The organism is Lentzea californiensis, assembly GCF_024648825.1.
Lineage (GTDB): Bacteria > Actinomycetota > Actinomycetes > Mycobacteriales > Pseudonocardiaceae > Lentzea > Lentzea californiensis.
Genome location: NZ_JANBBE010000019.1, coordinates 23,247 through 45,016, shown reverse-complemented (window position 1 = coordinate 45,016; position 21,770 = coordinate 23,247). Strand labels below are relative to the sequence as shown.

Below are 21,770 nucleotides of genomic sequence, written 5' to 3'. Positions count from 1 at the left end.
AGGACCCGTCATGACCAACCCGTTCGAGGACCCGCAGGGCCGTTTCTTCGTGCTGGTCAACGAAGAGCAGCAGCACTCGCTGTGGCCGGTGTTCGCGGAGGTGCCCGCCGGGTGGACCAAGGTCTTCGGTGAGGAGAGCCGCGAGGCCTGCCTGGCCTACGTCGAGGAGAACTGGACGGACCTGCGCCCGCTGTCGATCCGTGTTTGATCGCCGCTGCTTCGCAGACGGCGGTGAGTTCGCCGGGAAGCCGGTCGGACGACCGACGCGAACTCACATGAGGTAGTCCTCGAACGTTCGCACCCCTACCGCGCGGCCGGGAGTCAGGTTCCCGCCCGCGCGGTAGGCGCGGTAGGTCGCCCCGGGCACCTTCAACGGCACGAGCGTGCGCTTCTTCCCCGTCGCGGCCAGGTATGCCTGGGCGAAGTCGACGGCTTCGCGGATCTCCGGCCCGCCCATCTCGGGTGCCTTGCCCGCCGGCGGAGCCTGGGCCAGCGCCGCGAGTTCCAGGCCCACCTCGGCCTCGTCGACCGGCTGGAACCGGAACCCCGGCACGAGCATCAACGGCAGCTTCGACGCGCCGTCGAACATGGTGCGCAGCAACGAGTGGAACTGCGTGGCCCGCAGGATCGTGTGCGGCACACCGGAATCGATGATCACCCGCTCGGCGGCGAGCTTCTGCTTGTAGTAGGGGAGCGGCACCTCGTGGCAGCCGACGATCGAGATGTAGACCAGGTGCGCGGGCTTCGAGGCCAGTACGGTCCGAACCATCCGCACCTCGTGCCGGAACGACGTCGCGCAGTGCACGACCACGTCCGCCCTGAGAGCGCCCAAGCTTGTGCCGCGCACCAGATCCGTGCCGCTCGAACGCGAAACCGACCGTGCGCCCGGCAACGCGGCGACGACGTGCTTGCCCAGCGAACCGCTGCCACCCGTGACGACGGTGTTGAACTCCTTCTCGGGGTTCATGCTGTGACTCTGACACGGTGGTAGTACGCCAGCACCACGGTGCCGGACACCGCGGCCACGGCGCTGATCACCAGGCCTGCCTGCGACAGCCCGCTCATGCCCGTGCCCTCGCCGAGCAGTTTGATGCCGATCCACGCCGCGACGATCGGGTTCACGACGGTCTGCCCGGCCACGACGAGGTCCGGCGGCCCGGCGGCGTACCCGAGCTGGATGAACCACGCCCCGGTCAGGAAGGCGACGGCCAGCCCGCCGAGTGAGACCCACTCGACCACGGGAAGGCCGGTCGTGACGTCCCTGACCAGCACGGCGACCAGTCCGTACGCGATGCCGGCGCCCACGGAGAGCGCCAGGGCGCGTACGGCGCCCACGGTGAAGGTGGCGGCCACGACGCACACCAGCACGCCCGCGACGACGAGCTGACCGGCTTGCAGCGCTACCTTCGGCGACACCTGGGTCGGTACCGCCTCGCCCGCCGTGATGGACACGAACACGACGATGCCCGCCGTCGCGACGAGCACCGCCACGGCGAGCAGGCCGGACGGCCGTCGCGCGCGGCACACCGCGATGATCGGGATGGCCAGCGCGTTCAGCGGGGCCACGACCGAGACCGGGGCCAGTGACAGCGCGACGACCTGCAGGACCGCGCACGCGAGGAGCACCAGGAACCCGTGGACCCAGCGGCGGGACCGCACGAGCTGGAGTGCGGAAGTCAGCTTCAGGTCGCCTGTCTCGCGGACACCGGCGTGCTGCCACATCGCGCCGAGTGCGCTGCACCCGGCCGCGAGCACCGCGCACAGAATCGCGACCCCGACCACGTGGCCAATGCTACGCCGTCACTGCTATGGTTCATTACATGAGTAACGAACCAAGGAAGTAGCGATGTTCGACGACCGGAGCCCGATCTACCGGCAGATCGCCGACCGGATCAAGGCGGACGTGGTCAGCGGGGCGTTGAAGGCGGACGAGCAGGTCATGTCGACCAACCAGTACGCCTCCTACTACCGGATCAACCCGGCCACGGCGGCGAAGGCCTTTCAGCAGCTCGTGGACGAACAGGTGCTCTACAAGAAGAGGGGGATCGGGATGTTCGTGAGCGCTCAGGCTCGCGACATGCTGCGGGCACAGGGGCGGGAGACCTTCTTCGGCGAGGTCGTGGACCCGATGGTGGCGGAGGCGCTCGCCATCGGCATTCCGCTCGCCGACGTCATCCGCCGGATCGAACAGCACGAGAACAACGGGGGCGTGTGATGCGGGTCGACGTGCAGGGCTTAACGGTGCGCTATGGCGACGTGACGGCCATTGACGACATGAGCTTCTCCTTGTCCGGCAACAAGATCTACGGGTTGCTGGGTCGCAACGGCTCCGGCAAGACCAGCCTGATGTCGGCACTGGCGGGGTACCGCAGGCCTTCAGGATCCGTTCAGCTGGACGGCCTGCCGGTCTTCGAGAACGCCGCCGCGACGCGACAGGTGTGCCTGGTACGGCACACCGCCGACGCCGCGGACAAGGGCGACAAGGTCTCGCACGTCCTGGCGTACGGCGCCGCGTGGCGCGACACGTGGGACAACGACTACGCGCTGGAGCTCGCGGAGCTGTTCAAGATCGGCCTGAAGACCAAGGTCGGCGAACTGTCGCTCGGTCAGCGCTCGGCACTCGGCGTGGTCATCGGACTCGCCAGCCGTTCGCCGCTGACGATGCTCGACGAGTCGCACCTCGGCATGGACACACCGACCCGATACGCGTTCTACGACGCGCTGCTCCACGACTTCATGGAGAACCCGCGCACGATCATCATCTCCACGCACCTCATCGAGGAGCTCGCCTCGTTGCTGGAGGAGGTGCTGATCATCGACGGCGGCCGGCTGGTGTTGCAGGAGGAGGCCGACGTGCTGCGCTCGCGCGGCACCGAGGTCACGGGGAACGCCTCCGACGTCGACGACTTCACCCTCGGACTCACCGTGCTCAGCGAGAAGTCGCTGGGGCGCACGAAGGCCGCGATGGTCTACGGCACTCTGGACGACGAGCAGCTGGTTCGCGCCCGCCGGCTCGGCCTCGAGCTCGGCCCGATCGCGTTGCAGGACCTGTTCGTCCACCTCACCGACACGGTCGGAGGCAAGCGGTGAAGACCTTCCGCCTCCTGACCGCGTCCCTCACCACTTTCTCCGCGATGGTCGCCGGCGGCGCGTTCGCGTTCGTCGTGGCCCTGACGTTCGTCGTCTCGGTCTTCCGGGACGTCGAGATCAGCGCGTGGAACGTCGTCGCGTCCCAGATCGGGCCCTGGTTCCTGTTGTTCATGGGCGTCTACGCGATCCACACCATGCTGCCGATCGCTGTCGCGCACGGCCGGACGCGGCGCGAGTTCCTCGTCGCCGCGTCCGGGTTCTCCGTCGTGCTGGCACTCGTCATGACGGCGGTCGAATGGCTCGGGTTCCTCGCCGAGGGCGGGATCTACTCGCTGATGGACTGGCGTGCGGACGAGCACAGCACCCAGCTCACGTACCTGCTGATGTACCTCGTCTGGATCGCCGTGGGCATGCTCTGCGCGGCGGCGTTCGACAGGTTCGGCGCGGGCGGGACCTTCGTGCTGCCGGTCGCACTGGCGCTCGTGGTCGTGACACGCGTGCAGGTTCCGGGGTCGGGCAACCTGCCGTTCATCGACGGGATCCCGGACGTGCACGGACCGGAGTGGCACGTGCTGCTCGCGGTGTCGTTCGTGGCCGCGCTGGCCGGCACCTGGGCGATCGCGAGGGACATGCCGATCAGGACGCGGACGTGACTCAGCCGCTGTCCCGCACCACCAGCGACGGTTCGAAGACCACCGACACGGCGGGGGAGCGCGGTTCGGTGATCTGGCGCAGCAGCTGACGCGCCATCTCGGCGGCCATGTCGGTGATCGGCTGGCGGACGGTCGTGAGCTCGGGTTCGGACGTCAGCGCGGCACTGCTGTCGTCGAACCCGACGACCGCCACGTCGTCGGGAACCTTGCGGCCGCTGCGGTGCAGCACCGGGATGGCGCCGTTCGCCATCAGGTCGGAGGCGATGAACACGCCGTCGACGTCCGGGCAGCAGCGGATCAACCTCTCCATCGCGGCCATACCGGACTGCCGGGTGAAGTCCCCGTGCACCACCACGGCGTCCGGCACCTCGGCGAGGAACCCGGCGAGCCGGTCCTGGCCCGCCGGTGTGTCCTGCGGGCCGGTGATCGTCGCAATCCTGTTGCACTGCAACGACTTGAGGCGTCGTGCGGCCAGTGCGGCACCGGCTGTCTGGTTCACGTCGACGTAGGTGATCGGCATCGGTTCGAGCGGGCGGCCGGCCAGTACCACGGGGAGTCCGGCCGCGATCAGCTGGCCCGGCACCGGGTCCGCCGGGTCGGTGTGCACGAGGATCACGCCGTCCAGCCGGCCGCACCGCAGGTCGCTCATCGCCTGCTCGCGCGTGCCCGGCCCGGTCATCATCAGCACCAGGTGGACGCCCAGCGGCCGGACGACGCGGGTCACGCCGCTGACGACGCTCGCGAGGTGCGGGTCGCCGTCCATGCGGCGTTCGTCGGGCAGCAGCAACCCGATCGCGTCGGCCCGGCGCGTGACGAGCGAGCGCGCGGCTATGTTCGGCAGGTAACCGGTGCTGGAGATTGCCCTCTGGACGGCGTGCCGCAGCGACTCGTCGACGCTGGACGCGCCGTTGACGACTCTCGACGCGGTCGCGCGCGACACCCCGGCCACGCGGGCCACCTCCTCCAGCGTCACGCGCTTCACCCGGCCGCCAGCTCCGCCGTGCGGTGGCGTCGCATCAGCTCGACCACCTCGGCGGTCGGCGGGTGGGTGATCGCCGGACCTGCCGACTTCAACACCTCCAGCGACTCGGTGAGGTGCGTGCGCACGAACTGCTTCAGGGCGTCGGGGTTCGTGGAGGCGAGCTGGATCTCGGCGTCCGTCGGCATGCCCGGCATGTCGTGCCCGGCGTGGTTGTTCACGTACGGCGCGTCGAGCAGCTTCCTCAGTTCGGCGAGTTCGATGTTCCTGTTCTCCTTGAGCTCGGCGGAGTCCGTGAGGTCGAGCAGCTTGAGCGCCTGCTCGTCGGTCGCGATGGCGAGCTCGACGAACGCTCTTTCCGTCGCACCGTAACCGTTCTGCGGAGACGGTGCGGGGGAGGACGGGGGTGGAGCCTGCTGGCAGGCCACGAGAAGGCCTGCCAGCAGGAGCATTGTCATCCGTGGTTGCCGTTGTGGTCGCACTTGATCACCACGTTGAGACAGTTGCGGACGCGGCGCTCCATCTCGGCGCGCGGCCACACGTTGAAGAAGTCACCGTGCATCGTCTGCCCGGTACCGGAAGCGAGTCGCAGCCCGGCGGTGCTGCCGTTGACCGGATACCGCAGCACCATGCGCAGCTTCGGCACCGAGACGGGGTGGCTCGACGGGCAGCCGCCCGCGACCGGGTACGACATGTGGGACTTGTGGTCGGCCGAGTCGAGGTTGCGGCCGTCCCAGCACTGCGGGAAGTCCAGGTAGGTCTCGAGCATCGTGCCCGCCGGGCAGGTCACGAAGTTCTTGGACGGGTTGACGTGCCCGGCGTGCAGGCAGGACCAGCGCGCGATGCTGTCGGCATCACCGGTGGCCTTCGCGTTGCCCGCCACGATCTTCAGCCCGTACGGCGTGGGCTGGATCGCCGCCGGGTTGTTCACGCCCTCACCGAGGTAGTAGAAGGTGACGCCGGTGGGGGCGATCGCGGTGTTGTTCCGGTACAGCGTCGGGACCCAGTAGGACGAGATGTCCGAGGCCGGGTTGCAGTTGCCGGTCTCGCCCTCCAGCGACTGCTGGGTGGACCGGGCGTTCGTCGAGTGGTTGCCGAAGAAGTCGTGGAAGTGCGATGCGCCTGCCAGGTTCGGCAGGACGATCGGGTCGTCCGCCAGCCGGTGGCTGATCGGGCACTCCGCGAGGAACTCGGCCACGCGGACTGGTTCTCCTTGTGCCGCAACGGGAATGCTGAGTGCGGTGGCTATCAGCCCGATGACGGCGGCGATGTGGAACAAGGGCTTCCTCATTGAAGCTTTCCTCTCCGCAGCAGGATTGGGAGAGCGCTCTCACGCTCACCGAGCATGGCGCAGCGCGTAATCGGCCGTCAATCCGCAAGAAACGTTCAGAAGTCCCGGTTTTCTTGACAGGGCGTGCCCGGTGCCCTGACTCTCGGCTCTGACTCCTGTCGCAGAGAGCGCTCTCTCGCCGTCCCCACCCGTTCTCCGGCCCCAGGAGCATCCATGTCAGGAAGGCTTCAACGCGGAAGACTCCCCCTGTTCGCCGCGGCCGTGGTCGCGGCCGCTCTGATCGTTCCGGTACAGGCTTCCGCCGCCGGTCCGCTGATCTCGCAGAACCGCCCGGTCACCGCCTCCAGCAGCGAGAACGTCGCGTTCGGCGCCGCCTCGGCGGTGGACGGGGATCTCGGCACGCGCTGGTCCAGCTCGTTCGGTGACCCGCAGTGGATCCAGATCGACCTCGGCTCGTCCGCACGGGTCGACCAGGTGGTGCTGGCCTGGGAGACCGCGAGCGCGCGGGCCTACACGCTCAGCATCTCCGCCGACGGCACCACCTGGCAGGAACTTCGTCGAACGACGACAGGACCTGGCGGCACCGAGACGCTCCCGGTCACCGGCACCGGCCGGTACGTGCGCCTCGACCTCACCCAGCGAGCCACGCAGTGGGGTTACTCGCTGTGGGAGTTCCAGGTGTTCGGCACGCCGGGCACCGGGACTGCGGAAACCCTGCTCTCGTACGGCAGGGCCGGTACCGCGTCGACGTTCCAGGACGACGCGAACTGCGGCCAGTGCACCCCGGCCAAGGCGTTCGACCGCGATCCGGCCACGCGCTGGGCGACCAGCGCGACGAACGGCTGGGTCGACCCCGGCTGGATCTCCGTCGACCTCGGCGCCACCGCCACGATCTCGAAGGTCGTGCTGCAGTGGGATCCCGCGTTCGCGACGGCGTACCGGATCGAGGTCTCCGACAACAACTCGAGCTGGCGCGAGATCTACTCGACCACGACCGGCCGCGGGTTCAAGGAGACGCTGACGGTCAGCGGCACCGGCCGGTACGTGCGCATGTACGGCACGGCCAGGTCGAACGGATATGGCTACTCGCTGTGGGAGTTCCAGGTCTACGGCACGGGCGGCGCTCCCATCACGCCGCCGCCGCTGCCGCCGAACCCGTCGTTCCCGGGCCGGCTGGTGTGGGGTGACGAGTTCAACGCGCCCGCGGGCACCGCGCCCGACGCCTCGAAGTGGCAGCCGGAGACCGGTCCCGGTGTGAACAACGAGCTGCAGTACTACACGAACAACAACAACGCCCGGCACGACGGCAACGGCAACCTGGTGCTGCAGGCCCGGCGCGAGGTCACGCCCGGCAGCGCGTGCCCGGTGGACCCGGTCAGCGGCAGCGGGACCTGCCAGTACACGTCGGCGCGGCTGAACACGTACGGCAAGTTCACCTTCACCTACGGCCGGGTCGAGGCGCGCATCAAGGTGTCGTCGACGCAGGGGTTGTGGCCCGCGTTCTGGATGCTGGGCGCGGACTTCTTCGACCAGCGCAGGCCGTGGCCCTACACCGGCGAGATCGACATCATGGAGCACGTCGGCAAGGAACCGAACCGGGTGTACTCGACGTTGCACGCGCCCCAGTACTTCGGGGCGGGCGGGTACGGGTCACCGCTCGACCTCGGCCAGCCCGCGTCCAGTGCCTTCCGGACGTTCGCGGTCGAGTGGGACTCCAGCCACATGACGTTCAGCGTGGACGGCAACAGGTTCTTCACCGTCGACCGGGAACAGCTGGAGACCACCCGCGGTCCGTGGGTCTTCGACCACCCGTTCTTCCTGATCATCAACAACGCCGTCGGCGGCGACTGGCCCGGCCCGCCGGGGGCCGGGACGCAGCTGCCGCAGGACATGGTGCTGGACTACGTCAGGGTGTACCAGTGACGGAGGTCCTGGCCGGCGGCGAGACGTCGAACGCCTCGCTGACCGCCTCGACCTCGATCTGCGCGGTCTCGCCGGAGCCCAGCGGGATCGCCGGCACGAAGTACGCGTCGTTCGCCGTGCCGCCGAGGAAGATCCGCTCGGAACCGGTCCACTTGTAGACCCGGTACTGCCGGATCGCACCGGGTGAGCGCGTCCAGGTGAGCCGTGCCGACGCCGTCGTGGCGCCGGTGCGGCTCACCTGCTCGACCTGGAGGCCGGACGGTGCCGCCGGGGGAGTCATGACCGGGTTCGTGACCCCGATCCGGCCGATGAACGCGGTGATCGCGACTCCCGGAAGGACCCGAAGGGAGATCTCCGTGAGCGTCGCGCCGGCGTGCTCGCCCAGCGGGAACACGCTGCGCCGCCAGGCCCCGCTGACGCCGCCGAGGTCCAGGACGCGTTCGGTCGTCCCGAACCGCAGGACCGCCTGCAGCCGCGACGGACCGGTGCCGGTGCGGTGCACGACCTCGAACTGGCTGCCGCCGGTGAGCTACAGCGACGTCGCGAACAGCCGGACGTCGTTGGCGGACTGCGGTGTGCCGGTGATCTTCAGCGAGGTGCCGCCGTCGTACGGGTCGTCCCAGTCGAGCGACGGGGTGACCTTCGTGCCGGTGCCCGTGACGCTCCACCGCCAGGTCGGCAGGACGTCCTGCAGCGACAGGTTGTTCCAGGCCTGCTCCGACCGGACGGTGCCGTTGACGGCGAACCTCCTGCCGTGACCGGTGTTGAAGTTCGTCACGAACGGGAGCGTCGTGATCGGGGTCAGCTCGGTGACGTAGTGGGCGACGCCCTTCCAGTTCGCCGTCGTCGTGGTGTTCGACGGATCACCGTTGGGGCCGACCCAGAACCTGTTGTCGCGGACGTAGAAGTCGGCGGGGCCCGTGGCCGACTTGAACGTCCACTCCGGACGGTAGAAGCCGAGCGACGTCACGTGCGGCTTGCCCTCGGGGAAGACCGAGGCCCAGCCGACGCTGGTGTTGTAGCCGCCGGCCTCGACGTCCACACCGGACGCCAGGTCGTACGGGCTGCGGCCCATCTGCCGGGCGAGCGCGGCGGAGTTCGCGAGTCCCTGCGTGCTCCACCAGAAGTTCATGAACATCTCGTCGGACTGCTCGAAGAACATCCGGTTGCGCGCGGTCAGGGCGTTCTGCCAGCTGACGCTGCCGCTGTCGGTCATCGCGTCGTACCAGATGACCCGCAACCCGGACTTCTTCATGTACACGATGAAGTCGCGCATGTCGTTCGCGAGCTGGGTGTTGCCACCGGCGGTCTCCTGGTTGAGGAACCAGCCGTCGAAGCCGTAGTGGCGTGCGACCTGGACCATCTTGTCCGCTACGGGGAACCTGTCGCCCTCGCGCCGGACGAAGTCGCGGACCCACTGGATCTGGCCGCCGTACGCCGTCGGCGGGAGGAACACGTTGCCGATCACGCGCACGCCGTTGCGGTGTGCGGCGTCGGTGACGGTCGGGTTCGGTGCGAGGATCAGGCCCTCGGACGCCGAACCGCCCCAGAACACCAGTTCGTCGATGTACTGCCAGTAGTTCGTGGCGTAGTAGTTCATGTCGAGCGCACCCTGCGCGGGGTTGCCGCTCGTCGGCGCGTAGGCCACCAGGGCCTGCACCCTGGCCTCGTTCGGGTGGGCGTGCGCGTTGGCCGGTCTGGCCGGGACGACGCGTCGCGCGAGCGGCACCGCGCTGCGGTTGTACCTCGCGTCCCGGTCGGTCGACGGATCCCAGTCGAGGATCGTGGCCGGATGCCAGTAGGACGCGTACGGCTGCGCGGCATCGGCTGCGGACGCGGGAGTCTCGGACAGCAGACTGGTGAGTGCTGCTGTGGAGCTCAGAACGAGGAACTGTCTCCTGGTGGGCACGGGATCACCCTCGTGGGCCGTCTGATTCGCCGCATACCGCCGCTGCGGTGACTGGACAGGACGACAACGTCCCGGTCCGCTGCGGTGGGTGACGAGCCGCTCCGGGGAAACATTCTGTCGAACAGCGTCGAAACGTCCCCGTAACCATCCATGTGGCCGAATCCCACGGAGGCTACTGGGCGGTAGCGTGTGGCTCGCCGTCGCTTTTGGTTCCCCTGCAACCATTCGAGGTGTCTTCGTCGTGCGCATCAAACCCATGCTTGCGGCGCTGGTCCTGGCGCTGATCCCAGCCACCGCCCCTGCCGTCGCCACCGCGGCGGCAAACCCCTACGAACGCGGCCCCGCACCCACGGCCGCGTCGGTCGAGGCCTCCCGAGGCACGTTCGCCGTGACGTCCGCGGCCGTCGCCCGCCAGTCGAACTTCGGCGGCGGCACCGTCTACACCCCGACCAGCGATCTCACGTTCGGCGCTGTCGCCGTCTCACCCGGCTTCACCGCCACCCAGACCTCGGTCGCGCACTTCGGCCCGCGCCTGGCGTCCTACGGGTTCGTCGTGATCACCATCAACACCCTGTCCGGCTTCGACGACCCCGACAGCCGAGGCCGCCAGCTGCTGGCGGCACTGGACTACGTGGTCCGCACGAACCCCCGCGTCGACGCCTCGCGCCTCTCCGTGATGGGCCACTCCATGGGCGGCGGGGGAGCGTTGCGCGCCTCCGCGACCCGTCCCGCCCTGCAGGCCTCGATCCCGATGGCCGGCTGGCACACCACCAAGAGCTGGTCCACGGTCCGGGTGCCGACCCTGGTGCTCGGCGGCCAGAACGACCCCACCGCACCCAACTCGCAGCACTCCACACCGTTCTACAACTCGATCACGGCCGCACCGGACAAGGCGTTCCTGGAGCTGCGCGGTGGTGACCACTCGGCGCCTCGCAGCGACAACGTGACCGTTCGCAAGTACACGCTGTCGTGGTTGAAGCGCTTCGTGGACGACGACGTGCGGTACGACCAGTTCCTGTGCCCGGCGCCTGCGCCGAACACCTTGATCTCGGCCTACCGCGACACCTGCCCGCACGCATGAGAAAAGGGGCTGTGCCACAACGCGACGGCGTGGCACAGCCCCTTCTCACTGCCTACTCGTACGCGATCGCGTCCAGCACGTTCAGACGCGCGGCCCTGATCGCCGGCAGGATCGCCGCGATCACGCCGACGAACGCCGCCACCACCAGGTACTGGACCATGGTCATCCAGGGCAGTCCGATCTCGGAGATGCCCTGGTCCTTCAGCGCCTGCACGGTCGCGATGCCCAGTGCGAGGCCGACCGCGAGGCCGAGCACCGCGCCGAACACCGAGATCACCACCGACTCGACGGTGATCATCCGCATCACCTGCGACCGCCGCATGCCGATGGCCCGCAGCAGCCCCAGCTCGCGGGTCCGCTCGATCACCGACAGCGCCAGGGTGTTGATGACGCCGAGGACGGCGATCAGGATCGCCAGCGCCAGCAGGATCTGGATCATCAGTAGGACCGTGTCGAACTGCGAGGTCGTCTGCTTCACGAACGCGCTGCGGTCCTGGACGGTGATCTCCGGGTTGTCCGCGAACAGCGGTTCGACGCGCTTCTGCACGTCCGCCGCGGACACGCCCGGCGAGACCTGGACGAACGCCTGGGCGATCTGGTCGGACCGGAAGTTCGCGGAAGCCGACTCCGGCAGCACCAGCGCGCCCTGCAGCACCTGCGACTTCACCCAGATGAAGCCGACGGTGTAGGTCTTCGGCTCACCCTTGGCCAGTTGCAGCGTGACCTTGCTGCCGACCGACCAGCCCTTCTCGGCCGCCATCTCCTCCGGCAGCGCGAGCTGGTCGTCCTTCAGCGGCGCGATGGTGCCGGACTTCGGCTTCAGCGCGAACATCGTCGCCATCGCGGGCATGTCCGTGACGCCGACGGCGAACAGCTGGTTCTCGCCCTCGAGCACGCCGTCCTGCGACCAGCCGACCGCCGACTTGACGCCGTCGGTCTTCTCGATCTTCGTCAGGACGTCCCGCCGGAACGTGGCGGGCTCGCCCTCCATCTGGCCCTCGCCGGAGACGATCAGGTCGGTCTGCAGCTGACCGGTGGCCAGCTTCTCGATCGACTTGGTCGCCGACGTCAGCACCACGCTCACACCGGTGATCAGCGAGATGCCGACCATCAGCGCGGCAGCGGTGATCGCGGTGCGCCGCGGGTTGCGCGCGGAGTTGCGGCGGCCCAGCAGGCCCGGCATCGACCACGACAGCAGGCGGCCGATCAGCGACACCATTGGCTTGGACATGATCGGCGTCAGCAGTGCGACACCGACGAACGCCACCAGGATGCCGCCGAAGATCAGCGGCAGCGAGGCCTGGTTGAAGCCGAACGCCAGCGACGTGCCGCCCGCGGCGGCCACCAGGGCACCGGTGATCGTGATCTTCGTGAGCGGACGGTCCGGCGTGGCCGCCTCGCGCATCGCCGCGACCGGCGCGATCCGCGACGCCCGCAGCGCCGGCATGACGGCCGCGACCACGGTGACGATCATGCCCACCGCGAACGACGAGATGATCGCCGTCATCGGCACGCCGATGCTCGCGAGCTGCAGGTCGGTGCCGCCCACCGAGCTGAAGATCTTCGCCAGCAACGCGCCGATGCCGATGCCGGCCCCGAGGCCGACGATCGACGCGATCAGGCCGATCACCAACGCCTCCAGCACCACGGACCCGATGACCTGGCCGCGTGAGGCGCCCATCGACCGCAGCAGCGCCAGTTCCCTGGTGCGCTGGGCGACGATGATGGAGAACGTGTTGAGGATGATGAAGATGCCGACGAACAACGCGATGCCGGCGAACCCGAGCAGCACGTAGTTGAAGAACTTCAGGCCCTCGTTGATCTGGTCGGCCTGCTCCTTCGCCAGCACCGCACCGGTCTTGACGTCGTAGCCGGAGCCCAGCTTGGCCGCGACGGCGTCGCGCAGCGCGTCGTCCGTGGTGCCCTGGGCCGCCGTGACGGTGATGCCCGAGAACACGTCCTTCTTGCCCAGCAACAACTGCTGCGCGACCGGCTCGGTGAACGCCACCGAGAGCTCGCCGCCCAGCGAGTCACGGCCGCCCGCGTACTCGTAGATGCCGGTGATCTTGAAGGTCTTCTTGGGCTCCAGGGTCAGCAGCGCGATGTCGTCGCCCACCTTGAAATCACCGGTCGTCGCGAGGTAAGCGCCGAGGGCGACCTCGTTCTCACCGGCGGGGGCCTTGCCGTCGCGTATCTTCTCCTGGCCCGTGCCGGTCCAGTTGAAACCGAACCGCGGCGAGCCCGACGTGGTGATGACCTTGCCGTTCTTGCCGATCGGCCGCGCGGAGCCCTGCACGTCACCGATGGCCGACGACACGCCCGGCACCGACTTCACGTCCGAGATCGCCTGCGGCGTCAGCGGTACGGGCTCCTTGCCCTTCTCCGCCTTCGGCGTCACCGACACGTCCACGTTGGCGAAGGCCGACGAGAACAGGTCGGTGAACGACCGCTGGAGCGTGTCGGTCAGGACGAACGAACCGGACACGAACATCACGCCCAGCACCACCGCGAGCGCGGACAGCACCAGCCGGAGCTTGCGCGACAGCAGGCTCTTGAGAGTCGCCTTAAACATGCGGCACCGCGACAACGGAGTCGAGGTGCTTCATCGTGTCGAGGACCTCTTCGGCCGACGGCGACAGCAGCTCGCGGACGATGTGGCCGTCCTTGAGGAAGATGACGCGGTCGGCGTACGAAGCGGCGTTCGGGTCGTGCGTGACCATCACGATCGTCTGCCCGAACTCGCGGGCGGACCGCTGCAGGAACCCGAGCACCTCGGCACCGGACTGCGAGTCCAGGTTGCCGGTCGGCTCGTCCGCGAACACGACGTCAGGGCGCGACACCAGCGCACGCGCACAGGCGACGCGCTGCTGCTGACCACCCGAGAGCTGCGTCGGCCGGTGGGTCAGCCTGTCCCTCAGGCCCACCGTGTCGACCACGACGTCGAACCACTCCTTGTCGACCTTCTTGCCGCCGATCGCGAGCGGCAGCGTGATGTTCTCCTCGGCGGTCAGCGTCGGCAGCAGGTTGAACTGCTGGAAGATGAAACCGACCTTGTCCCGCCGCAGCTCCGTCAGCCCGCGGTCCTTCAGCCCGGTGACCTTCGTGCCACCGACCCACACCTCACCGCTGGTGACGTCGTCGAGCCCCGCGAGGCAGTGCATCAACGTCGACTTGCCCGACCCCGACGGGCCCATGATCGCGGTGAACCTGGACTTGTCCAGGTCGACGCTCACCCCCGCGAGCGCGGTCACGGCAGCGTCGCCGGACCCGTAAGACTTCCAAACGTCGACGGCTCTGGCCGCGACTCCATCGGACGCGCTCACTCGCTGTTCCCCTCTGTGGCTCTCTTGTGCGCATCATCTTCCGCGAAGGCACCGCACCGCAGGGTCAGGTTCTCCCCTGAGATGAACCCTGAATCACCGTGTCCCCACCCCCAGGCGGACACGCTGAGAAACCCGTCGACTCCGGTGCGTGCACATCAACGCGTGGCGCGAGAGGAACGATATTTCACCGATGGCACAGTGTCTTCCGTCTTCGGATGACTAGGCCGTCAACTTCCGTCGCATGGGGACGGTCGGTTCCATCAGCCATGAAACCAATTCCACGCGGAGGCCTTCGCGCAACGCGTTCTCGGCCAGCCAGTGGTCCACGTCGCCGCGGTAGGCGCTCGCGGGCCTCGGCCAGCGGGCCAGCCACTCGCCGAACGCCGCGTTGAACGCGATCGGGCCGCCCGGCGGTCGCACGCCCAGGACGAGCACGGGGTCCTCTCCGGTGGCCATGGAGGCGGCGGTGTCGTACGTGCCACCGAAGAGGATCCGTTCCGCACCCAACTCACGGGCTTTGTCCGCCACGCCGAAGAACGCCGACCCGCGCCCGTGGGCGCGCACCACCAGCTGGTGCGCGCCGAAGTCGGTGTCGAGGAACTCGTCGGCGTACGTGCCGTCGTCGGCCAGCACCAGCACGTTCGTGCCGCCGGGGAGTGCCCCGGCCTGCCCAGGATGCGTGATGCCGATGACGGTGATGCCCACACCGTTCATCCTGCTCGCCGAGTGTTAACCCGTTGCGGCGCTTGCGTTAAACAAGTTTCGGAAGCACCTCGGCGCCGAAGAGGCGGATCGTCTCGACGACCGAGTCGTGCGGCATGCCGCCGATGTCCACCATCACCAGGTGCGTGTCGATCGACAGGTGCTCCGCCAGCTCGTTCAGCCGTGCCGCCACCTCGTCCGGTGTCCCGCACACGGCCGCGCCGTCCATGATCGAGTCGACGTCGATGTCGCCGTCCCCCCGCCACGGGTCCGCGAACCGCGCGTACTCGGCGAGGTGCGGCCGCCAGCGTTCCCGCGCGTCCTCCCGCGCCACGAAGACGTGGCTGGGCACGCCGACGCGTCCGGCGGGGAAGTGCTCGCGGTACCGCTCGACCACCTCGAGGTAGATCGACGGATCGCGCAACGTCGACGGCAGCATCAGCGGCATCTCCAGTTCGGCGCCCAGGTCCGCCGACACCGCCGACCCCGACCCGATCCACACCGTCGGCCGTGGTGTCTGCACCGGCCGCGGCGTCGTCGTCACGTCGCTCAGCTGGCCGCGGAACCGCCCGTCCCAGCTCACCGACGGCTCCTCCAGCAGCTTGAGCAGCAACCGCAGGTGCTCCTCGAACCGCGCCCGCAGCTCGCCCGGCTGCACGCCGAACGCCGCGTCGGTCTGCTGGTCCACCCCGCGCGCCACGATGAGCTCGGCGCGCCCGTTCGACAGCACGTCCAGCGTCGCCAGCGACTCGGCCACCAGCACCGGGTCGCGGTGGGCCAGCAGCGTCACGCCGGTCGACAGCCGCAGCCTGCTCGTCCGCGCCGCCACCGCCGCCAGCAGCAGCTCGGGCGCGGACACGATGTAGCGGGTGAAGTGGTGCTCGCCGATCGCGACGCCCGCGAACCCCGACTCCTCGGCCACCACCGCCTGCTCGACCATCGCCCGCAGGCGGTCGGCCTGGGGGACCTCCTGCCCGGTGCACGGGTTGGGCAGGTGGTCACCCAGGATCAGGAGGTAGACGTCCATGCGCGCCATTTTCCATCTTCCGGGGCAAGATGGTTGATGTGGTCACCAACAACAAGGCCGAGAGCCGCTACGAGATCCACGTCGACGGCGAGCTCGCCGGCTGCCTGGAATACCGCGACGTCGCGGGCGTCCTCGCGCTCGTGCACACCGAGGTCGACGAGGCCTACGCAGGTCAGGGCCTCGGCGCCCAGCTCGTGAAGTACGCGCTGGACGACGTGGTGGCTCGGGATGTCAAGATCTCCCCGTTGTGCCCGTTCGTGGCGAAGTACATCGACAAGCACCCTGAATACCGAGTTACTATCCGGTAGTAATTAGTTGCTGTCGCTAACAACGAGGTGGCGAGCGTGTGGAGTGAGCCGGGCGCGTTCGAGGTCGCACCAGGTGTGCACCGGATTCCGCTGCCGCTGCCGAACGACGGCCTGCGCGCGGTCAACGTCTACGCGATCGAGGACGGCGACGGCCTGGTCATGGTCGACTCCGGCTGGGCGCTGGACGAGGCGCGTGACCAGCTCGAGGCGGCCCTGGGCACGTTGGACAAGGGCTTCGAGGACATCAAGCGGTTCCTCATCACGCACGTCCACCGCGACCACTTCACGATGGCGGTGTCGCTGCGCAGGACGTTCGGCAGCAAGATCGGGCTGGGCCTCGGCGAGCAGCCGTCGTTGCGGCACATGCTGCACGGCCAGGACGACCAGCACGTCGACGACCTGCGCAAGTGGGGCGCGAGCGAGCTGGCCGAGACGTGGATCAAGATCATGCACCACGTCGACCGCGGTGAGGCGCTGCGCGACTACGAGGAGCCCGACGAGTGGCTCGTCCGCAGCACGGTCGGCCTGGAGCACCGCGAGCTGGAGATCGTCCCGACGCCCGGCCACACCCGCGGCCACGTCGTGTTCGTCGACCACACCGCGAAGGTGCTGTTCTCCGGTGACCACGTGCTCCCGCACATCACGCCGTCGATCGGCTTCGAGCCGCTGCGGCCCGAACTGCCGCTCGGTGACTACATGACGTCGCTGCGGCTCACCCGCCAGCTGCCGGACCTCAAGCTGCTGCCCGCGCACGGCCCGGTGACCGACAGCTCGCACGCCCGCGTCGACGAGCTGCTGCAGTTCCACGAGCAGCGCCTGGAGGAGATCCTCAGGGCGGTCGCGGGCAGCGCGTTCGAGACCGCGCGCAAGATCGGCTGGACCCGCCGCCAGCGCCGGTTCGACGACCTCGACATGTTCAACCAGGTGCTGGCCATCGGTGAGACGGCCGCGCACCTCGACGTTCTGGTCGAACGTGGCGAATTGACCCGAACTTCGAACGCCGGCGTGCTCGAATACCAGGTGTGACACCGCTCGAGCTGGCCGCCTGGACCTGGAAGATGCCCCGCAGGGGGAGAGGCTTCTGGTTCTCGCTGGCGATCGACGTCCTGTGGCCCGTCGTGGTGCTGTTCGTGCGGCTCAGGGTGCGCGGCAAGCAGCACGTGCCGGGCAACGGCGGTGTGATCCTCGCGTTCAACCACCTGTCCAACGCGGACACCGTGGCGGCCGTGGTGTTCGCGCTGATGTCGAACCGGGTGCCGCGCGTGCTCGCGAAGGCCTCCCTGTGGCGCATGCCGGTCTTCGGCTGGGTCATGCGCTCCGGTGGTCACATCCCGGTCGAACGCGGTTCGGTGAAAGCCTCAGAGGCGCTCAGGCCCGCTGTGGAGGCGTTGCGCGACGGCGAGTGCGTGATGGTGTTCCCCGAGGGCACCTTCACCGACGACCCGGAGAACTGGCCGATGAAGGGCAAGTCCGGCGTCGCGCGGATGGCGCTGGAGTCCCGCGTGCCGGTCGTCCCCGTCGCCGAGTGGGGCACGCAGGACCTGCTGCCCAAGGGCACGATCCTGCCGCGGTTGTTGCCGCGCAAGAGGATCGAGGTGGTCGCGGGCGCTCCGGTCGACCTGTCCGACCTGTACGACCTCGAACTCACCGCGGAAGTGCTGGCAGAGGCCACCCGGCGGGTCATGGCGGCCATCACGACCATGCTGTCAGGCATACGTTCGGCCCAGGCGGGTAGCCAGAGTGCATGAGCACGCGAGAGGAATTCGAGTTACGCAGGCAGCGTCGTCCGGGTGGAACGGGCATCTGGGCGCCGGTCATCCCCGAGCCGCGCGAGCCCCAGGAATGGGTCGTGCAGGCCGACGAACCCGTGATCGTGCGCAGCGTCGACTGAGCGTCTACTTCGACTAGACGCGTCTAGACACCATAGACGCGTCTAGCTACGGTAGACGGCATGACGTTGGACGAGGAACTGCTGGTGGCGGCACGCGCGGCGGGCTCCGCGTCCGTTGCCGCCCAGAGCCAGGCCGACATCGCCAAGGCCGTCTACCACCACACCGTGCTGCGGCTGCACCGCGCCGGTGGGTCGATGCGCGAGATCGCGGAGGCGTTGCAGATCAGCCACCAGCGCGTGCATCAGATCGTGGAGCAGTCCAAGCGGACCGAACGGTGCTGGTTCTGCGGTCGCGGCGCCGGCGACGTCGGCAAGCTGATGGCCGGACCGGCCGCGCTGATCTGCGACCTGTGCGTGGCCGAGGCCCGGACCGGCGAGGTCGGCGACTGCTCGTTCTGCAGCGAGACCAAGCCCGTGCACGAGGGCGCGGACGCGAAGATCTGCCGGTCCTGCCTGGACTTCAGTGCCGCCGTGATCAGCGGGGCAGCTTCACCACGGTGACGAAGAAGTCGTCGATCTGGCGGACGACGTCGATGAACCTGTCGAAGTCCACCGGCTTGGTGACGTACGCGTTGGCGTAGAGGCTGTAGCTGCGCAGGATGTCCTCCTCGGCCTCCGACGTCGTCAGCACGACGACGGGGATCGAGCGCAGCTCGGGGTCGTTCTTCACCTCGCCCAGCACCTCGCGGCCGTCCTTGCGGGGCAGGTTGAGGTCGAGCAGGATCAGGCCCGGTCGCGGCGCGTTCTCGTACTGCCCCTCGCGGCGCAGGAACTCCAGCGCCTCCACCCCGTCCTTCACCACGTGCAGGACGTTGCGGATCTTGTGGTGCTCGAACGCCTCCTGCGTCATCAGCGCGTCACCGGGGTCGTCCTCCACCAGGAGCACGTCGATCACGTTCAGGTGTGCTTCAGTCATGCGGTTACCTCAACCAGGTCTTCTGCGGCGACGGGCAGGGTGAACTCGAACTGGGTGCCGGAGTCCACATCGGTCTTCAGCCAGATCGTGCCACCGTGGTACTCGACGATCTTGCGGCACATCGCCAGGCCGATCCCGGTGCCCGGATAGGCGTCCTTCGGGTGCAGGCGCTGGAAGATGACGAAGATCCGATCACTGTACTCCGGCTCGATCCCGATCCCGTTGTCGCGGACCGAGAACTTCCACGCCTCGCCGTCGCGTTCGGCGTCGATGTTGATCACCGGGGCCGACGGTCCCTTGAACTTCAACGCATTGCTTATCAGGTTCTGGAACACCGCGCTGAGCAGAGACGCCTCACCTCGCACGGAGGGCAGATCGCCCACGACGATGGTGGCGCCGGTCTCCTCGACGCGGTCGGAGAAGTTCCCCACCACGTGGCCGACCAGATCGTCCAGGTCGATCATGGTGCGCTCGCGGGTGATCCGGCCGACGCGGGAGAACGCCAGCAGGTCGTTGATCAGGCCCTGCATTCGTTTCGCGCCGTCGACGGCGAACTCGATGTACTGGTCGGCGCGCTCGTCGAGCTGGCCGCCGTAGCGCCGTTGCAGCAGCTGGCAGAACGACGCGACCTTGCGCAGCGGTTCCTGCAGGTCGTGCGAGGCCACGTAGGCGAACTGCTCCAGCTCGGCGTTCGAGCGCTGCAGCTCGGCGGACCGCTGGTCCAGCGACTCGAGCTCCTGCACGATCCGGCGGCGCATGGCGTTCACGTCCTCGCCGAGCATCACGGTCTCGAGTGGACCGTCCGCGTCGATCTCGTGCTCGAAGTCGCCCGACGCCACCTGCCGGGTGTGCGCGGCGAGGTTCGCCAGGGGCGCGACCAGCAGGCGGTGCAACAGCACCGACAGCCCGCCGATCGCCACGACCAGCAGCACGCCCATGCCGATCACCAGCCACAGCACGACGTTCGCCGTGTCCTCCAGCTCCTCGCGAGCCTGCCGGGCGAGCCCGGCGACGTCGGTGCGCAGCGCCGACACCTCGGCGCGGAGCTGGTCGAACAGCACCTTGCCGCGCTCGATGTCGCCCGCGCTCGCGGAGGCGACGCCGGCCTGCTCGATCCCGGCGACAGTCGGATCCGCGTACTCCGAACGCCACTGCCGCGCGAGGGCCTCGATGCGGCTCACCCGGCCGCCGATGTCGCCGACGAGATCGCGCATGCTCCCGGCGGCCTCGGTCTCGGCCTTCTGGCCGTCCAGGTACGGCGTGAGGAAGTCGTCCTGGCCGGTGAGCACGAAACCGCGCACACCGGTCTCCTGGTCCAGCAGCGAGCGGTTCAGCTCGTTCACGCGGCGCCCGGCGGGCTCGATCTGGTCGACCGACCGCGACCGCGCGCCGGCCAGCGCGTCGAGGGCGATGACCGTGGACGAGATCGCCACCGCCGTCATGGCCAGCAGGATCGCCACGATGACGCTCAGCAGGCGACTCGCCGGAAGCCTTTGCGGCAGGTTCAATTTCCGTCCTTCAGCACCAAAAGGGCCACGTCGTCGTCGAGTGCCCCACCGTTCAGCTCTGTCACCTCCGCGATGACCGAGTCCATCCAGTCGGGGCCGTCCCGCAGGTGCCTCGCCAGGATCTCGCAGAGGCGCTCGACACCGAGCCGGTCGACGTCGTCAGGTACCCGGCCCTCGATCAGTCCATCCGTGTAGCAGGCGAGGGACCAGCCGGACGGCAGCGGCACGTCCACCCCGGTCCACGCGTAATCGGGCAGCACGCCGAGCGGCACACCGATCTTCGACGGCGGCAGGTCCACGATCTGCCTGCCGACCATCATCAGCGGCTCGGGGTGCCCGGCGAGGAAGTAGCGCGCCGAACGGCGGTCCGGCGCCACGGTGACCATGCACGCCGTGGTGAAGATGCCCTCACCGTGCCGTTCCGCGACCAGCACCTGGTCGAGCGTCCGCAGCACCTTCTCCGCCGGTTCGCCGGCGAGGACCAGGGCGCGCCACGCGATCCGCAGGCAGACGCCCAGCGCGGCCTCGTCCGGGCCGTGGCCGCAGACGTCGCCGATGATCGCGTGCACGGTGCCGTCCGGCAGGCCGACCGCGTCGTAGAAGTCGCCGCCGAGGAGCATCCGCTGGCCACCGGGCTGGTAGCGGACCTCCAGGTTCAGGTCCGAGTTCTGCAGCAGCGGGGGAGGCAGCAGGCCGCGTTCGAGCCTGCTCCGTTCGGCCGCCAGGAGCTTGGCCTCGCGCAGCTGGAACTGGGCGTCGTCGGCGCGGCGGCGTTCGACCGCGTACCGGACGCCGCGCAGCAGCAGTTCGCCGTCGACCTTGCCCTTGATCAGGAAGTCCTCGGCGCCGGCGGCGACCGCGGAGATGCCCTCGCGTTCGTCGTCGTGCCCGGTCAGCACCAGGATCGCCGGCGCGTTCGGTTTGGCCAGCAGCCGGTGCAGGCCGTCGAGCCCCTGTGAGTCGGGTAGTCCCAGGTCGAGGAGCACGCACTCGGAGTCGGAGAGCAGCCTTTCCGCCTCCGCGAGCGTGTGGGCGCGCGCGAGGACGAAAGGCGCGCTCGCTTCTTCGAGCAGCGCCTCGACCAGGAGGGCGTCGCCATCGTCGTCCTCGACCAGGAGGACGCGCACTGTCTTCGTTCGCATCAGGTCGGAACTTTAACGTTATTCGGC

General features: G+C 68.7%; 25 protein-coding genes. 11 read left to right on the top strand and 14 right to left on the bottom strand.

From position 1 onward, the window contains the following. Positions 1-10 precede the first annotated feature (10 nt). Positions 11-208: an MbtH family protein gene (locus tag LX88_RS40705; RefSeq protein WP_090010828.1), complete on the top strand. Its 198-nt coding sequence runs from the start codon at positions 11-13 to the stop codon at positions 206-208. A gap of 63 nt (positions 209-271) precedes the next feature. Here LX88_RS40705 and LX88_RS40700 read toward each other — a convergent pair whose 3' ends face one another. Both LX88_RS40700 and LX88_RS40695 read right to left on the bottom strand, forming a co-directional pair. Next, positions 272-967: an SDR family oxidoreductase gene (locus tag LX88_RS40700; RefSeq protein ID WP_258953089.1), complete on the bottom strand. Its 696-nt coding sequence runs from the start codon at positions 965-967 to the stop codon at positions 272-274. Then, on the bottom strand, positions 964-1,782 hold the full coding sequence (locus LX88_RS40695; protein WP_258953088.1) for a DMT family protein: 819 nt from the start codon (positions 1,780-1,782) through the stop codon (positions 964-966). Before LX88_RS40695 ends, LX88_RS40700 begins: the two co-directional genes overlap by 4 nt. 64 nt (positions 1,783-1,846) lie before the next feature. Between LX88_RS40695 and LX88_RS40690 the strand changes: the two genes are divergently transcribed. From LX88_RS40690 to LX88_RS40680, 3 genes are read left to right on the top strand one after another with little or no spacing between them, the layout of a single operon-like run. Then, on the top strand, positions 1,847-2,215 hold the full coding sequence (locus tag LX88_RS40690; protein ID WP_090065114.1) for a GntR family transcriptional regulator: 369 nt from the start codon (positions 1,847-1,849) through the stop codon (positions 2,213-2,215). Between the two features lie 41 nt (positions 2,216-2,256). Continuing rightward, positions 2,257-3,090 (top strand): ATP-binding cassette domain-containing protein, encoded by an 834-nt coding sequence (locus LX88_RS40685; protein WP_258953087.1) that lies wholly within the window; start codon positions 2,257-2,259, stop codon positions 3,088-3,090. Continuing rightward, entirely contained in the window at positions 3,087-3,743 is a 657-nt protein-coding gene (locus LX88_RS40680) for a hypothetical protein (RefSeq protein ID WP_258953086.1), read from the top strand. The genes LX88_RS40685 and LX88_RS40680 overlap by 4 nt, the downstream gene beginning before the upstream one ends. 1 nt (position 3,744) lies before the next feature. On the opposite strand, the gene LX88_RS40675 is transcribed toward LX88_RS40680, so the two are convergent. Genes LX88_RS40675 through LX88_RS40665 form a run of 3 tightly spaced genes read right to left on the bottom strand, consistent with a single transcriptional unit; the run spans position 3,745 to position 6,013 of the window. Beyond that, on the bottom strand, positions 3,745-4,716 hold the full coding sequence (locus LX88_RS40675; RefSeq protein WP_258953085.1) for a LacI family DNA-binding transcriptional regulator: 972 nt from the start codon (positions 4,714-4,716) through the stop codon (positions 3,745-3,747). 5 nt (positions 4,717-4,721) lie between these two features. Then, positions 4,722-5,174 carry a hypothetical protein gene (locus LX88_RS40670; protein ID WP_258953084.1) on the bottom strand — a complete coding sequence of 151 codons (453 nt, stop codon included), beginning with the start codon at positions 5,172-5,174 and terminating at the stop codon, positions 4,722-4,724. Between the two features lie 2 nt (positions 5,175-5,176). Continuing rightward, positions 5,177-6,013 (bottom strand): DUF1996 domain-containing protein, encoded by an 837-nt coding sequence (locus LX88_RS40665; RefSeq protein ID WP_258953083.1) that lies wholly within the window; start codon positions 6,011-6,013, stop codon positions 5,177-5,179. 213 nt (positions 6,014-6,226) lie between these two features. Between LX88_RS40665 and LX88_RS40660 the strand changes: the two genes are divergently transcribed. After that, on the top strand, positions 6,227-7,936 hold the full coding sequence (locus LX88_RS40660) for a discoidin domain-containing protein (protein ID WP_258953082.1): 1,710 nt from the start codon (positions 6,227-6,229) through the stop codon (positions 7,934-7,936). Here the strand turns inward: LX88_RS40660 and LX88_RS40655 are convergent. Next, complete coding sequence (locus tag LX88_RS40655; RefSeq protein WP_258953081.1) at positions 7,920-8,438, bottom strand: GH85 family endohexosaminidase C-terminal domain-containing protein; 519 nt, start codon at positions 8,436-8,438, stop codon at positions 7,920-7,922. The two genes, LX88_RS40660 and LX88_RS40655, sit on opposite strands and share 17 nt — an antisense overlap. Positions 8,439-8,465: 27 nt before the next feature. Beyond that, complete coding sequence (locus LX88_RS40650) at positions 8,466-9,845, bottom strand: endo-beta-N-acetylglucosaminidase (protein ID WP_258953080.1); 1,380 nt, start codon at positions 9,843-9,845, stop codon at positions 8,466-8,468. Positions 9,846-10,086: 241 nt separating this feature from the next. Here LX88_RS40650 and LX88_RS40645 point away from each other — a divergent pair, with 241 nt between their 5' ends. Next, positions 10,087-10,926, top strand: coding sequence for a dienelactone hydrolase family protein (locus LX88_RS40645; RefSeq protein WP_308203490.1), 840 nt, complete (start codon positions 10,087-10,089; stop codon positions 10,924-10,926). 52 nt (positions 10,927-10,978) lie between these two features. Here the strand turns inward: LX88_RS40645 and LX88_RS40640 are convergent, their stop codons facing one another. The 4 genes from LX88_RS40640 to LX88_RS40625 all read right to left on the bottom strand — a co-directional run bounded on the left by LX88_RS40640 (position 10,979) and on the right by LX88_RS40625 (position 15,978). After that, positions 10,979-13,498 (bottom strand): ABC transporter permease, encoded by a 2,520-nt coding sequence (locus LX88_RS40640; protein ID WP_258953079.1) that lies wholly within the window; start codon positions 13,496-13,498, stop codon positions 10,979-10,981. After that, positions 13,491-14,177 carry an ABC transporter ATP-binding protein gene (locus LX88_RS40635; RefSeq protein ID WP_258953078.1) on the bottom strand — a complete coding sequence of 229 codons (687 nt, stop codon included), beginning with the start codon at positions 14,175-14,177 and terminating at the stop codon, positions 13,491-13,493. Before LX88_RS40635 ends, LX88_RS40640 begins: the two co-directional genes overlap by 8 nt. Positions 14,178-14,468: 291 nt before the next feature. Further along, a complete protein-coding gene (locus LX88_RS40630) occupies positions 14,469-14,954 on the bottom strand; it encodes a hypothetical protein (protein WP_258953077.1) in 486 nt (161 codons plus the stop codon). Positions 14,955-15,000: 46 nt separating this feature from the next. Continuing rightward, positions 15,001-15,978 (bottom strand): LLM class flavin-dependent oxidoreductase, encoded by a 978-nt coding sequence (locus LX88_RS40625; protein WP_258953076.1) that lies wholly within the window; start codon positions 15,976-15,978, stop codon positions 15,001-15,003. Positions 15,979-16,016: 38 nt separating this feature from the next. Between LX88_RS40625 and LX88_RS40620 the strand changes: the two genes are divergently transcribed. The 5 genes from LX88_RS40620 to LX88_RS40600 are packed head-to-tail and all read left to right on the top strand — an operon-like array spanning position 16,017 to position 18,678. Next, the gene (locus tag LX88_RS40620; RefSeq protein ID WP_372511525.1) at positions 16,017-16,286 is read left to right on the top strand and encodes a GNAT family N-acetyltransferase; all 270 of its coding nucleotides are present in this window, start codon (positions 16,017-16,019) and stop codon (positions 16,284-16,286) included. Positions 16,287-16,322: 36 nt separating this feature from the next. Further along, positions 16,323-17,312: an MBL fold metallo-hydrolase gene (locus LX88_RS40615; protein WP_258953074.1), complete on the top strand. Its 990-nt coding sequence runs from the start codon at positions 16,323-16,325 to the stop codon at positions 17,310-17,312. Beyond that, positions 17,309-18,034 carry a lysophospholipid acyltransferase family protein gene (locus LX88_RS40610; protein WP_258953073.1) on the top strand — a complete coding sequence of 242 codons (726 nt, stop codon included), beginning with the start codon at positions 17,309-17,311 and terminating at the stop codon, positions 18,032-18,034. Before LX88_RS40615 ends, LX88_RS40610 begins: the two co-directional genes overlap by 4 nt. Next, positions 18,031-18,177 carry a hypothetical protein gene (locus tag LX88_RS40605; protein WP_258953072.1) on the top strand — a complete coding sequence of 49 codons (147 nt, stop codon included), beginning with the start codon at positions 18,031-18,033 and terminating at the stop codon, positions 18,175-18,177. Before LX88_RS40610 ends, LX88_RS40605 begins: the two co-directional genes overlap by 4 nt. A 60-nt stretch (positions 18,178-18,237) precedes the next feature. After that, positions 18,238-18,678 (top strand): ClpX C4-type zinc finger protein, encoded by a 441-nt coding sequence (locus LX88_RS40600; RefSeq protein ID WP_258953071.1) that lies wholly within the window; start codon positions 18,238-18,240, stop codon positions 18,676-18,678. Here the strand turns inward: LX88_RS40600 and LX88_RS40595 are convergent. The 3 genes from LX88_RS40595 to LX88_RS40585 are packed head-to-tail and all read right to left on the bottom strand — an operon-like array spanning position 18,653 to position 21,743. Further along, positions 18,653-19,093 carry a response regulator gene (locus LX88_RS40595; protein WP_258953070.1) on the bottom strand — a complete coding sequence of 147 codons (441 nt, stop codon included), beginning with the start codon at positions 19,091-19,093 and terminating at the stop codon, positions 18,653-18,655. The two genes, LX88_RS40600 and LX88_RS40595, sit on opposite strands and share 26 nt — an antisense overlap. Further along, positions 19,090-20,601 (bottom strand): sensor histidine kinase, encoded by a 1,512-nt coding sequence (locus LX88_RS40590; RefSeq protein WP_258953069.1) that lies wholly within the window; start codon positions 20,599-20,601, stop codon positions 19,090-19,092. Before LX88_RS40590 ends, LX88_RS40595 begins: the two co-directional genes overlap by 4 nt. After that, the gene (locus LX88_RS40585) at positions 20,598-21,743 is read right to left on the bottom strand and encodes a PP2C family protein-serine/threonine phosphatase (RefSeq protein WP_258953068.1); all 1,146 of its coding nucleotides are present in this window, start codon (positions 21,741-21,743) and stop codon (positions 20,598-20,600) included. The genes LX88_RS40590 and LX88_RS40585 overlap by 4 nt, the downstream gene beginning before the upstream one ends. Positions 21,744-21,770: the final 27 nt, after the last annotated feature.

Coding starts and splice junctions, on each gene's coding strand:
- LX88_RS40660 (WP_258953082.1), top strand. CDS start 6,227: ATGTCAGGAAGGCTTCAACGCGGAAGACTCCCCCTGTTCGCCGCGGCC.
- LX88_RS40690 (WP_090065114.1), top strand. CDS start 1,847: ATGTTCGACGACCGGAGCCCGATCTACCGGCAGATCGCCGACCGGATC.
- LX88_RS40585 (WP_258953068.1), bottom strand. CDS start 21,743: ATGCGAACGAAGACAGTGCGCGTCCTCCTGGTCGAGGACGACGATGGC.
- LX88_RS40625 (WP_258953076.1), bottom strand. CDS start 15,978: ATGGACGTCTACCTCCTGATCCTGGGTGACCACCTGCCCAACCCGTGC.
- LX88_RS40595 (WP_258953070.1), bottom strand. CDS start 19,093: ATGACTGAAGCACACCTGAACGTGATCGACGTGCTCCTGGTGGAGGAC.
- LX88_RS40700 (WP_258953089.1), bottom strand. CDS start 967: ATGAACCCCGAGAAGGAGTTCAACACCGTCGTCACGGGTGGCAGCGGT.
- LX88_RS40640 (WP_258953079.1), bottom strand. CDS start 13,498: ATGTTTAAGGCGACTCTCAAGAGCCTGCTGTCGCGCAAGCTCCGGCTG.
- LX88_RS40665 (WP_258953083.1), bottom strand. CDS start 6,013: ATGAGGAAGCCCTTGTTCCACATCGCCGCCGTCATCGGGCTGATAGCC.
- LX88_RS40605 (WP_258953072.1), top strand. CDS start 18,031: ATGAGCACGCGAGAGGAATTCGAGTTACGCAGGCAGCGTCGTCCGGGT.
- LX88_RS40600 (WP_258953071.1), top strand. CDS start 18,238: ATGACGTTGGACGAGGAACTGCTGGTGGCGGCACGCGCGGCGGGCTCC.
- LX88_RS40670 (WP_258953084.1), bottom strand. CDS start 5,174: ATGCTCCTGCTGGCAGGCCTTCTCGTGGCCTGCCAGCAGGCTCCACCC.
- LX88_RS40705 (WP_090010828.1), top strand. CDS start 11: ATGACCAACCCGTTCGAGGACCCGCAGGGCCGTTTCTTCGTGCTGGTC.